The following is a 12,463-nucleotide window of genomic DNA, read 5'->3' on the forward strand; positions in this document are numbered from 1 at the left end:
GAGGCCCTGAGAAGTGAGAAAGCGATATCGCCGAATTGGTGTCGGTTCGTTCGCGGACGAACCGACTGCCGGTGCCAGGTGTTGCCCGCCGACGCTGCACGAACTGACATGCTGCTTAGTTGGCGAGATTCACCATACGGAGGAAGGACGAATGGGAGATTCTTCGGGCAAGATTAACAGGCGAGTCGCGCTGAAGAACATGGCATCGGCTGCACTGGGGGCTGGAGCTGTGTTGAGTAGCCGTGGGCATTCTGCCGAAGCGGAACCAGTTGATGGGCGCCACCGCGCCGCGTGGAAGCAGGAGCCTCCAAACTCCGCCGATCTACCTCCGAATCGCCCCCCATGGATGATGACGCCTGGCCGCGGGTTGACCGGATATGGAGCGCCTTCATCGTTTGAAAAGGATGTGGTGCGAATCCAGACAACGAGAACGGCGATCGAGTTCGCATCGTGGAATTTCACTCCTTTACAGTATTTGCACGGCATCGTTACTCCCAGTGGGCTGCATTTTGAACGCAATCATGGCGGTGTTCCTGATATCAACCCGTCGCAACATCGGCTTCTGATTGAAGGCATGGTCAAGCGGCCATTGCTGCTGACCATGGACGACCTGATGCGGTATCCGTCGGTCTCGCGAATGCATTTTGTCGAGTGCTCGGGGAATACGTCCACCGAGTGGCGGGGGCCGAAGGGAAAGTCGGTGCAGCATACACACGGGTTGCTGAGTTGCTCCGAGTGGACCGGTGTCCTCCTTTCGACAGTGTTGGATGATGTCGGAGTTGATCCAAAGGCGACCTGGGCACTCGCGGAAGGGGCAGACGCTGCGGCGATGGACCGTAGCATTCCGGTGCGTAAGCTATTCGACGATGCGATTCTCGCGTACGCGCAGAATGGGGAGATGCTTCGGCCGTCACAGGGGTATCCGTTGAGACTCTTGGTGCCGGGTTACGAAGGCAACATGAATATCAAGTGGCTACGGCGTTTGAAATTCGGCACCGCTCCGTTTGAGACCTACGAGGAAACTGCCTACTACACGGAGTTAATGAAGAACGGAAAAGCGAAGCAGTTCAATTTTGTGATGCAGGCAAAATCGGTAGTAACGTTTCCTTCCGGAGATATGCGAATTGGCGGCCCGGGGTACTACGAGATTTCCGGTCTCGCGTGGTCGGGTGAGGGGAAAGTCCGTGCAGTTGATGTGTCGACCGATGGCGGCCGAACTTGGCGCCGGGCGCGGATTCAGGAGCCGGTGTTGGCAAAGTGTCTCACACGATTCCGGCTCGACTGGTATTGGGACGGCTCGCCGGCGGTTCTCCAGAGTCGATGTATTGACGAGAGCGGATATGTTCAGCCGACGATGGAGAGCCTCGTTCGCGCGCGCGGCCTGAACTCAAATTATCACCTGAACGGCATCCAGAGCTGGAAGGTCGATCGCCAAGGAGGGGTCACAAATGTTCGCGTTTAGTCGACCTATCGGCGTGGCGCTGTTCGCTGGCACCATATGTGCAAGCACCTCATTGATGGTATTCGCACAGGCCGCGTCGAAGCCAGCGCTGGCCGTTGGCAGGAGTCCGACTGCCGAGGAGATTGCCGGGTGGGATATCGACGTCGTTCCAAACGGATCGGGGCTACCGGCAGGGCATGGAACAGTGGCCGATGGAGCCAAAATTTTCGCTGCAAAGTGTGCCGCGTGCCACGGTGCCAACGCTGAGGGGATTCCGATTCCCGGACGAGGCGCATTTCCGCGTCTCGTTGGTGGCATTGGAACGTTGGCAGACGATAAACCGGTCAAGACGGTGGGCAGCTATTGGCCTTATTCGACCGGGGTTTTCGATTACATTCGCCGTGCGATGCCGCTGACAGCCCCTGGGTCGCTGACCAGCAATGAGGTGTATTCGCTTGTTGCGTTCATCCTGTCCCGCAACGGAATCATTGCGGATAATACCGTCTTGGATGAAAAGTCGCTTCCGGGGGTGAAAATGCCGAACCGCAATGGCTTCTTTCGCAGCACCCAGAGCGTAAAGCTTGCCCGTCCTAAATCTACCGCTGAATAGAGCGAGTGGCGTTTGTGGCTCAGGAATCAAACCACTATCGACCTCACGCCGCCGAAGAGGTTTGGAGGAGCGAGTGGCCCAACCTGTGGTATTGGGCAGTCAACTGACATGGCAGCCTCGCTAAAATCCGCTGCAGCGCGGCTGCGCGAAGCGCGCGGTCGAAGGACATGTCGCGACCCACAGGACACGACGAAGATGTTCGCTGAACCCGCGGACTCGATGCGTTCAGCGGGAAGTTCAGGATATCAACACGAACGAGATGAAGTTGAATAACGCGATTCATCGCGGGAATTGAAGATCTTCCACAGCGGATTACCACGAATGACTGTCGGAGGCAGTTTTGTTAAGTTCCTCGATTGCGCGGAAATTGCGATGGTCTCGACTCGCCGAATTGTTTATGAGCTTCGATCGCACGTATCGAGTAGGCATACGTCGCTCCGGCATTGAACGCGTTCGCTTTGGCGAGCGCCTCGCTAAGCAGGCTGTGACATCGCTCGATGCGTTGCCAGCGCGAAAAAAAGAGCACCCGAAACGCGGGCGCTCGACTCGGAGCGGAATTGCCTGTTGTATGTCCCGATTGCGACCGTATTGGAAACAGCGGCATCACGGTCAATCGGATTCCGCGTCTCATCGGTATTCCGGCGAATGCTGCGCCGCTTAGAACTTGTGACGTAGGCCAACGCGCGCAACCACCTGATTGCGATTCGATGATACGTCATCAGCCACTGGCACAAAGGCGAAGTCGAGGACGCTGCCGGTACGGTCTCCGCCGACGTGCTGATACGCGCTTTGCACATATACATCCGTGCGCTTTGACAGCGAGTAGTCAGCCATTAGCCCGGCGGTTTGATAGTTCGGTTTCAACTTCCCGGCAGTAGTATTGAAACCGCTCAGGGTGTAGGTGTACATTGCGCCGACGAAGAAAGCTGGCGTGAACTGGTACTTGCCGTTGATCTCAAAATTCTGATACCGGAGATTCGATAACGTGCCCGAAGCCGGCGTAATCTTGCCGACGTAACCTGATGACACTGGATTGGCGACGAAGGTATTTGAATACGAGAGGCCGATGTTTGCCGAGCCGAAGGTGTACGTCGCTCCCGCACCGAAGATGCGCAGCTTGCTACCCAGGAAATTTTCGTCGGCAACCGGGTTGTTTCCAATTGCTCCGCCTGCCGTGGACGACTGGTTGTTCGCTTGCAGATAGGCTGCTGACAACAGCAGTCCACCGATGGAGTATTGGACGCCCATGCTGTACGCACGATTGTTGGCGAAATTCGTGTCATTGCTAAAGCTGTATGTGCCGCCAAACTTAACGCCACCAATCACAGGACTTGTGTACTTGACAGTATTGTTGACACGGAAGGTGTTGTCCGTGTTGTCGTTATCGTACGGATGGGAGAACATCCCGCCGCCCCATGTGCCATTCGCCGTCGTTTCCGCAAGGTAGCTAACGACGGAGTCGTATTGGCGACCGAGAGTAACCGACCCATATTGGTCGGAGGCGATGCCGACCCAGGCCTGTCGCCCAAACATCAGACCCCCTTGGCCAAGCTTGCCATTGTTGACGTTAAAACCGTTCTCCAGCTGAAAAACTGCCCTGATACCGCCGCCAAGATCTTCCGCCCCCTTCAAGCCCCAACGACTCCCTTGGACGGTTCCGCTCTGGAGTTCGAAAATGTCTTTGCCGCCGACGTTATTCGTATAATTAATTCCCTCATCGATCAAACCATAGAGCGTCACGGTGCTTTGGGCCATTGCGGGAACCGCGACGGTCGTCGTCATCAGAGCTGCAAGTAGTTTACATTTCATTTAGGTCTCCAAACCTACGTTGTGATGTTGATCATTGTCTACGCGAAGCCCATCTCTACCGGGGCGGTCAACCCCTTGTATCGCTAAGGAAATCCGACGACGATTACCCGCCGTAGATATCGAAAGAGAAGTACTTTTTCGCGATCCGGTCGTAAGTGCCGTCCTCACGGATACTTGCGATCGCGCTGTTGATCGCTTCGAGCAGCGCTTTATCGCCTTTTCTTACAGCAATACTGACGCCAGGACCAAAGATCGCGATATCTCGGATCGCTGGGCCTCGCGCAAAACCAAAATCTCGCCCCTGCGCAGTTTTCAGAAACCCGGATTCCGCAGTTGGGTCCGAGGCTAAAGCTGCATCGAGTCGTCCGGCTGCGAGGTCATTCCATACCTGGTCTTGCGAAGGGTAGCCGACAACGTCAGTACCATTCGTCCAGTGCTTCCGTGCATAGACTTCTTGAGTGCTTCCCTGCAGGACTCCGATGCGTGCTCCTTTGAGCGCTTCGGGCACTGCCACCAGGGTCGAGCCACCCTTCACAACTAGCGCCTCTAAATTGGCATACAACTTGTCGCTGAAATCGACGGCCTTTGCGCGATCTCCGGTCCGGGACATCGATGAATTAATCGCATCGAAGTTCCGTGCCTGCAACGCAGGAATCATGCCGTCGAACGAGTTTTCGACCCAGACGCATTTCCTCTTGAGCTTCGCGCAAATTGCGTGACCGAGGTCAATGTCAAACCCAACGAGCTGACCACTGGGTGTTTTTGATTCAAACGGAGGGTAAGCGCTGTCGACTCCGAATTTGAGTTCCTTGCCATCGTCGGCGAATGTCGATAAGGGAATGGAAGTTGCAAACAGGGCGATCAGCAGCGTTTTAATCTTCATTCTGGGCGAGTTCCAGGTCAGGAGTTGTCCAAGGGGCACCGTGATCTAAAGTAGCGGTCCGGCTTGCCTCAGACGTGCATTGGGCGAATTGCTGTGCGCGTTCCGGTTGATACGGCGTAACCGTCGGCCGCGAGTCTCTGCAGGGTTTCGATCTGCAGCGGTCCGATCTCGGGAAGAATGTCATTGTCCGCCACGAAGTCTCGGCCGTAACAAGCGCTGAGGATTGCAACGCCACTTGCATGCAAGGGCGCGTTCACCCCCGCCATCTCTGCGAGGCGAAGGGTCGGCACCAATCCGAAAGGAACGTCTTCGAGAACGTAGCGGGTGGCAAGGGCGTCAGGTCCGCGCGGATCTCTTCCTTGTTGCACGAGGTGGTCTGATATCGCCGAAAGCGAATTGCCATCTACGCCAAACGACCGCCTGCAATGATCGAAAGTTGTTCTCACGGTTTTTCCGAAAGCTGCCGCGATGGTAAGTCTCTCGTCGTCCAGGGCCTCAAGAAGCCTCCCGACCGCTGGCGTTAGGTTCGAATTTTGGCCCCAATTTTCTCCTTTCTCGATACGGGTCAAGTTGGCCAAAGCGATCCCCATGTGGTCTTGCGGGTTAATATTGCTGAGGGACAGTGTGAGCATGTCGTCCTTCATGGTGAATCGATCACCGAAGAGGGAGGCACAGATTTCATGAATTCGGAGGCTGTGGCGCTTGGGTAATGCGGCCATGTCCACTGCGGCGCGGATCGCACCAACGGTGATAGCTGTCGACGACTGCGTCTTGCACGTTAATACCGTAGTGCTCCACGCGGCTATGGGGATGGAGATCCCTCGTTCTGCCAGGCGTCGGGAAAGGTAGAGAGCCGCAAATGAGAGGTGGGCGCTGATGATTACGCTATGATTCGCGCGAATATAAGGGATGATGCGGTCGAGGACGAATCGGTGGCCGTAGGCTGGCAATGCCAAAATGATGATGTCCCCATTGCCAACATCCGCGGCATTCTCACAAACCTCCAGTTGGAATTCGCCCTCGATTGCTCCTTCCACGTGCAGGGGGACTCCCGTAGCGAAGTCCGCGGTGCGAGCCCCAGATGGAGACCAAACTTTCGCTCGATGTCCACGTTGCGTTAAATACGCCGCGTAACCCAACGCGATTGCACCGGCACCTGCGATCATCACATGCATGTTACCTTCCATCTTCGAGTAGCCCAGCGGTCGCCACGACCAACCCGGTTATAAATGAGATGCTTGGGCCACGATCGCCCATCTTCGGATAGCCACGGATGGCGCGCCTCGGCCTATACTTGCCACTTAGCGTTTCGGAGCGCGAATTAATCTATTTGCATATCGATAATTTCCTGAGTCACTTCAATGCATGATATTTTCGGAGCCGACGCTGAACGGTAGTTCATATAGGCCCGTATCAATCCCGCGAGAGACTTGAGCACTCAGCGCGTAGCACCGGAGAGATTGATCCGATGAGTCGCACGATAGGGAAGCCAAAATCTCATGTCAAAGTCCGATTTGAGCGTAGACGTATTCCAGGAGGTTATGCACAGGGTGATGCTTAAAGAACCGGTCGAGGACAACATTCCATCCTGCGCCTTTGACGGATGCGGGTCCTGGTAGCTTTTTGAGTACGCGGATCGGAGGTCTTGGTGCCGTACGAGAGGGCGGGAAAACGGTTGGCTTGCGGTGTTAGTCCACTCTTTTTCAGGAAACGCAACGAATGCGGTTTCGCCTTCTATGTCGCGAATGACGCGAGGCTCGCGGGCATAACATTTGAGACGTTGCGATATCACTTCCAGCAGTGAGTCCGTCGGCAGCGGAGCCCGCCCGGCGAAGCGCAGACGGCAGAAGACATAACCTGTCGGAATATCTTGGCGCGAAAATCGGAATTTGATCTTTCCGGCGGCACACCTATCATCTACAGTCGATTATGTTGGCGTCGCGCGAGCAGGAAGCGGCCTGGCACGACGGACTCGATCAATAGTGCAAGTTTACGCTAGTGAATCGCTTGCTTCGCCTTGCGTGTCTACTGCTGTGTATTCCCGCAGCACTTCGATAGATCAGAGACGCGTTGAAAGCGTGTTGCCTGTCGCTTCGAACTGTCTTTACGCACGTGGCGACGAATGCTACGCAGATGATCTCAAATAGTTACTTCTCCGACTCATGAGTACTCTTCCGCCCTCTGTGAGTTCTTTTCCGCAGCACAGCATGATTCATCACATTGCGCGTTACATTGTGGATGCTCGCGAGAAGCGGGCGTCCGGTCTTTCCAGGGACGTTACACTAAAGCGCATTTTGGACCTCTTGTGCGCGGTAGGAGCAGGGTGGAACGAACCAGCCGTTGATGCCGTTCGTGCGACAGCGGCTAGGTGCCTAGCAACTGGAGAGATCCCGATCTGGTTTGCCGGAACGGGAAGTTCATGCCTCGGGGCCGCATGGGCGAATAGTGCGGCTGCGTCCGCGCTAGATCTCGACGATGGGCACCGACGCGCGCGCGGACATCCCGGCGCAGCAGTTATTCCGGCGGCGTTTGCAGTCGCAGCTGAAACCGGCGCTGAACTGGAAGAGTTGATTGCTTCGATTGCCATCGGTTATGAGGTTGGCGTGACCATCGCGGCCGCCCGCGCAACCTACGGTACGACAGGCACGTGGGCATCCTACGCGGTCGTCGCAGCAGCCGCCGCTTTAAGGAGGACGCCGTTGGGTGTGGTTGAGCATGCGCTGGCTATCGCTGGCGAAAGCGCACCCAATTCATTGTTCATGAGCGCGCCACCACTGTCGGTGCCAGCGCCCGAGAGCAGCGATATCAAAGAGGTAATACCATGGTCTGTAGTGACCGGGTTGGTCGCCCTCGATCTCGCGGAAGGCGGATTCACGGGGCCCCGAAATGTGCTAGATAGCTCGCTGCTCTTCAGCTTTGCCGACGCGCCGCCCATTGGGGAGTCTGAGTACATCTCAAACGCATATTACAAACTTTATTGCTGCTGTCGGCACATTCACGCGCCCCTGGAAGCGACGCTACGACTGATTGAACAATACAAGCTCGATCCAACAGCTATCGAGGCGATCGAAGTCGAGACGTACGCAGGGGCGCTGCGCATTTCGAATAAAAGTAGTCCAGCCAGCCTTGTTGACGTTCAGTACAGCATCCCTTATTGCGTCGCCCTAGCGGCCCTCGCGGGCCGTGAATCGCTCTTGCCTCTCACCGAGGGAGCCCTAACTTTTGATGGAGCGAGCGCGCTCGCGCGCAAGGTATCGCTGGCGATCAACGCTGAATTTGAAGACAGCTTTCCGGAGAAGACACTCGCGCGCGTCACCATCGTGTGTGAAGGTCATCGGTACATATCGCACGTGACGGAACCACGCGGTGAGGCCGGTGACCCGCTGTCATGGGAAGAACTTGCAGCAAAGTACGTGGCGGCTACACGGCTCTACGCCACCAGTGACCAACAACGCCAACTGCTCGCCGCATTCGAACAGCTACGCTCGGAATCTGACTTGAAACCTCTGAAGCGCTGTCTGGCCGATTCATTCAAACCAGTACATCGGGCTTAAATAGTATATGGCGAAATATTCTGACACTTTCGGTTTTCGAAGGCTTCCTTATAGCGCCTAGCCAACGGGTATCGCGAGAGCGGCCTGCCGCGCTGAAACGAAATTCCGCGCACCTCGACGGCACTCTGTGGAGGCTTGTCGAACCGATACCCGATCAGGAAGCGCGTCGGTTGACGAAATCGGTTCGGGCCGCTATCGGAGCCCTAATGCGCTATGACTGACCGTTTCGTTGACGGACGGATCTTACGTTGATCGGTGGGCGGTGCGAAGGGTAGGGGCGCCGCGCTCAAGCTTGGGAACAACTAGCGCGATGGCCAGGTGGTGCCGTAATGGTTCGCCACGGAAGAGAACCGGAACACTTCTCGGGATTCGCGCATACCGCCGCCCCCCCGGCGGATTTCCCGCCATCCGTCGGGACACTCGGTGTCATCTGGGGGCGAACCCTCTTAAACTCGGGATTCCGCCTGCGCGTCCAGAACTGGAGCCCGAGGATTATGAATGCTTCGAGGCTTTCGAATCGGCGCGGTTAACCCTGCGTACGTTCGCGCGGGTCCGAGCGTATAACCTCTCGGAATAGCGACCCGTCCCAACTCGACTTTGACACCCCCTTATAAACGTCCGTATTCTCACATTTGCCAGTGGTCAACGTGCCACGTGCGGCAGGTTGAGTGGGCCGCAGTTCGATGCGCTGCCGTCACGATCAGACCAACTAACGCGGCGCTTAATGATTACTAATATCATATTTTCTCGGCTCGGAGCGAGTCCGGGCCTGAGATTTTCAGTTATGAGGAGACAAGGTGGAGCAGGCTAATGTAGCTCAGTCGGCCTACGTGTGCGCTAGCAGCACAGTTTCTGTAGGTGCAACGGCTGAGGCAAATCCGATCCGGGCAAGGCGCCACGAAGCGCCGGCTCTTGTAGCCGAAGGCATATACAAGAACTACGGTGTTCACGAGGTCCTAAAAGGAGTTTCGCTGCAGGCTGAGAGGGGCGACGTGATTTCCCTGATCGGCAGTTCCGGGTCGGGAAAGAGTACGTTTTTGCGATGCATGAATCTCCTTGAGGTGCCGACCGGCGGCCGCATCGCCGTCGCAGAGCATGAGATCAGCGTGGAGACAGATAAAAAAGGAAGAGTCTTTGGTTTGGACCACAGGAAGATTGAAAAAATGCGCACGCAACTCGGCATGGTCTTCCAGGGATTTAATCTGTGGTCGCATATGACTGTGCTGCAAAACGTTATGGAAGGGCCTGTGCACGTGCTGAAGCTCCCAAAGAACGAGGCACGTGATCGAGCGTTGGATTTCCTCGCTAAGGTCGGCGTTGCGGATAAGCACGCACATTACCCCTCTGAGCTTTCCGGAGGTCAGCAGCAACGAGTGAGCATCGCCCGCGCACTCACGATGCAACCCGCTGCGCTGCTTTTCGACGAGCCAACTTCGGCTCTCGATCCCGAGCTGGTTGGAGAGGTGCTGAAGGTAATCAGGAAGTTGGCAGATGAGGGGCGCACCATGATTGTCGTTACTCACGAGATGGGCTTTGCGCGCGACGTCTCCAACAAGATGATCTTTCTTGAAAAAGGGCATATTGAGGAGGAAGGGACGCCAGAGGAAATTTTTAAAAATCCAGCGTCCCCCAGATGCCGGGAATTCCTGTCCCGTGTGCTTTAATTCGCACCTGCGTGGCATTGAAAGTCGAAATTGTTTGATGAAGAAGGCGAGAACTAATTCAGGAGACGTAGAGATGAAGTCGAGAAAAATCGGCGCGTTTATCGGAATGCTAACAGCAACTCTGGTCATCTGCCAACCAGTTATGTCAAAGGAGTATTCGAGAATCACGATTGGCACGGAGGCTTCGTATGCACCGTACGCGTTTAAAGACGCTAGCGGAAAGATGGTTGGATTCGAAATCGATGTCATTAACGATCTGTGCCGGCGGATGCATTTGCAGTGTGACATTGTCGATCAGGCATACGACAGCCTGATCCCATCACTCCTGTCTGGTCGATTTGATGTAATTATGGCTGCGATCGGTATTACGCCAGCCCGACAAAAGGTTATTTCATTTACGCGGCCGTACGTAACAACTCCCATGATTTTCGTCACGACATCGACGAGCGAACTATCCGCTCTCAAAGTGTCGCCAGCGAGTCTGGATCTTGACAAGTTTGATACTGAAGAGCAGTCGGCGGTCAATAAAATCACATCGGCTCTGAAAGGAAAAACTGTCGGCGTTCAGGTGGGCAGCAACTTCGAGACATTCATGAAGAAATTCATGCCGACTGTGAAGATCTCGACGTACGACACCACCGACAACATGATGCTGGACTTGACAGCGGGGAGAATTGACGCGGGAATGGTTTCGTTCAATTTTCTCAAGCCGCTGATGGACAAGCCGGACGGCAAGGACTTGCGGATATTTGGTCCCAGCCTGACGAATGGGCCGTTCGGAAGCCGTGTGGCCGCTGGACTTCGCAGAAATGATGATCAATTACGTGCGATGTTCGACAAGGCGATCGGTGAAGCAATTTCAGATGGCAGCCTGCGCAAGCTCGCGATCAAGTGGTTCGGCTTCGATAACTCGCCGAAGAATTAGACAAGCGAATACGGAGCTTTATGCATCGCCGAACCCAATATGAAGAGGAGTGGACGTGGATATTTCAGTGCTTTTAGGGGGAAGTTCAGCGTGGATTGTCGAATTCGCGCGTGGGACGATCATGACGATCACCGTTGCAATATGTTCATTTATCGTAGGCATTTTGCTCGGATCGGCCTTCGCGGCGGCTAAACTCTCTCGCTTCGGGTCACTGCGTCTTATGGCTGACGTCTACACGACGGTCGTGCGCGGAATTCCAGAACTGCTAATTATCTTTCTGGTTTTTTTTGGCGGCAGTACACTGCTCCGTTACGTGGCAAATGCCGTTTTTGGGTTTACGGGCTATATCGAACTACCCGTATTCACAGTCGGTATTCTGTGCATCGGCGTCAGTGCCGGAGCCTATGCGACAGAGGTCTTTCGGGCGGCGGTCATGGCCATTCCGACGGGGCAGATCGAAGCCGCAGTGGCCATGGGAATGCGGCGGCCAGTCCTATTCCGTCGGATTCTTATCCCACAGGCGGCCAGGTTCGCGTTGCCAGGTCTTGGAAATGTTTGGCAACTGGCACTCAAAGACACGTCACTTATTTCGGTCGTCGGGCTGGTGGAAATCATGCGCACGGCTGCCATCGGAGCCGGATCTTTCAAGGAGCCGTTCACGTTTTATCTGGCTGCATTCGTGATTTTTCTTGTCCTCTCTTCAATCTCTAACCGGGGATTTCTGAGAGCAGAGAGGTGGGCTAACCGCGGCGTAAGGAGGCGGTGATGGATTTTCAACTGATATTCGATTCATTTCCCAAGCTTCTTGCTGCGGTTCCCGCGACGATCGCACTGGCTTCTGTGTCACTCTTTGTCGGATTCCTTATTTCGGTCCCGATTGCTTTGGCTCGCCTCTCGGGGAATAGGTTTCTGGCTTCGCTCGGTTACGGGTACGTCTATGTGGTGCGGTCCACGCCGCTTCTGGTCCAGATGTTTCTGATTTATTACGGATCGGGACAATTTCGGATTGCCCTGGAAAGTGTGGGTCTGTGGACGCTATTTCGCGACGCGTGGTTCTGTGCGATCTTGGCACTTTCCCTAAACACCGCAGCATATACTAGCGAAATTGTCCGTGGCGGCGTCCAATCGGTACCTTGGGGCCAAATTGAAGCAGCTCGCGCTGTTGGGATGTCAAGCCTCCTGGTATTTCGCAGAATTGTCTTTCCTGTTGCGATGAGGCAAGCGCTGCCGGCGTACGGCAGCGAACTTATGATTATGGTTAAGTCCACGTCGCTCGCGTCAACAATAACGGTTGTCGAGTTGACCGGGGTCGCAAAGCAACTCATCTCTAACAGCTACCGTCCGGTAGAGATATTCCTCATAGCTGGATGCATATACCTCGGTATTAATTTTCTGATTAGCAGGGCGGTATTAATAATAGAGAGGCGTATTAGTCCGCGGAAGCGCGATGGTCGCACATTCGGAACTTCTGCAACGTCCGCAGTCCACTAATAATCATGGCGTGATTCCTTTCTGAATGAATGAGTTGTCAATTCGATTGAGAATCGCGGAAGGATGATAGATCGGATATGCCCGAC

The 12,463-nt window shown here is 55.2% G+C and carries 10 protein-coding genes; 7 read left to right on the top strand and 3 right to left on the bottom strand.

Going from position 1 to position 12,463, the window contains the following annotated elements:
* The first annotated feature begins 151 nt into the window (after positions 1-151).
* Both soxC and VSR72_RS12620 read left to right on the top strand, forming a co-directional pair.
* Positions 152-1,462, top strand: coding sequence for a sulfite dehydrogenase (gene soxC / locus VSR72_RS12615; protein WP_342952692.1), 1,311 nt, complete (start codon positions 152-154; stop codon positions 1,460-1,462).
* A 55-nt stretch (positions 1,463-1,517) separates the two neighbouring features.
* A complete protein-coding gene (locus VSR72_RS12620) occupies positions 1,518-2,051 on the top strand; it encodes a cytochrome c (protein WP_342952733.1) in 534 nt (177 codons plus the stop codon).
* A 657-nt stretch (positions 2,052-2,708) separates the two neighbouring features.
* Here the strand turns inward: VSR72_RS12620 and VSR72_RS12625 are convergent.
* From VSR72_RS12625 to VSR72_RS12635, 3 genes are all read right to left on the bottom strand, one after another.
* Positions 2,709-3,860 carry a porin gene (locus VSR72_RS12625; RefSeq protein WP_342952693.1) on the bottom strand — a complete coding sequence of 384 codons (1,152 nt, stop codon included), beginning with the start codon at positions 3,858-3,860 and terminating at the stop codon, positions 2,709-2,711.
* Positions 3,861-3,963: 103 nt separating this feature from the next.
* On the bottom strand, positions 3,964-4,743 hold the full coding sequence (locus VSR72_RS12630) for a transporter substrate-binding domain-containing protein (protein ID WP_342952694.1): 780 nt from the start codon (positions 4,741-4,743) through the stop codon (positions 3,964-3,966).
* 68 nt (positions 4,744-4,811) lie between these two features.
* Positions 4,812-5,918, bottom strand: a complete 1,107-nt coding sequence (locus VSR72_RS12635; RefSeq protein WP_342952695.1) for an NAD/NADP octopine/nopaline dehydrogenase family protein — start codon at positions 5,916-5,918, stop codon at positions 4,812-4,814.
* A gap of 1,032 nt (positions 5,919-6,950) precedes the next feature.
* Between VSR72_RS12635 and VSR72_RS12640 the strand changes: the two genes are divergently transcribed.
* The 5 genes from VSR72_RS12640 (at position 6,951) to VSR72_RS12660 (ending at position 12,377) form a co-directional block, all read left to right on the top strand.
* The gene (locus tag VSR72_RS12640) at positions 6,951-8,297 is read left to right on the top strand and encodes an MmgE/PrpD family protein (protein ID WP_342952696.1); all 1,347 of its coding nucleotides are present in this window, start codon (positions 6,951-6,953) and stop codon (positions 8,295-8,297) included.
* 881 nt (positions 8,298-9,178) lie between these two features.
* The gene (locus VSR72_RS12645; protein ID WP_342952734.1) at positions 9,179-9,961 is read left to right on the top strand and encodes an ATP-binding cassette domain-containing protein; all 783 of its coding nucleotides are present in this window, start codon (positions 9,179-9,181) and stop codon (positions 9,959-9,961) included.
* Between the two features lie 73 nt (positions 9,962-10,034).
* The gene (locus VSR72_RS12650) at positions 10,035-10,886 is read left to right on the top strand and encodes a transporter substrate-binding domain-containing protein (protein WP_342952697.1); all 852 of its coding nucleotides are present in this window, start codon (positions 10,035-10,037) and stop codon (positions 10,884-10,886) included.
* A 55-nt stretch (positions 10,887-10,941) separates the two neighbouring features.
* On the top strand, positions 10,942-11,652 hold the full coding sequence (locus tag VSR72_RS12655; protein ID WP_342952698.1) for an ABC transporter permease: 711 nt from the start codon (positions 10,942-10,944) through the stop codon (positions 11,650-11,652).
* Positions 11,652-12,377 (top strand): ABC transporter permease, encoded by a 726-nt coding sequence (locus VSR72_RS12660; RefSeq protein ID WP_342952699.1) that lies wholly within the window; start codon positions 11,652-11,654, stop codon positions 12,375-12,377. The genes VSR72_RS12655 and VSR72_RS12660 overlap by 1 nt, the downstream gene beginning before the upstream one ends.
* Positions 12,378-12,463: the final 86 nt, after the last annotated feature.

It is taken from the genome of Paraburkholderia sp. JHI869 (assembly GCF_038900775.1).
Lineage (GTDB): Bacteria > Pseudomonadota > Gammaproteobacteria > Burkholderiales > Burkholderiaceae > Paraburkholderia.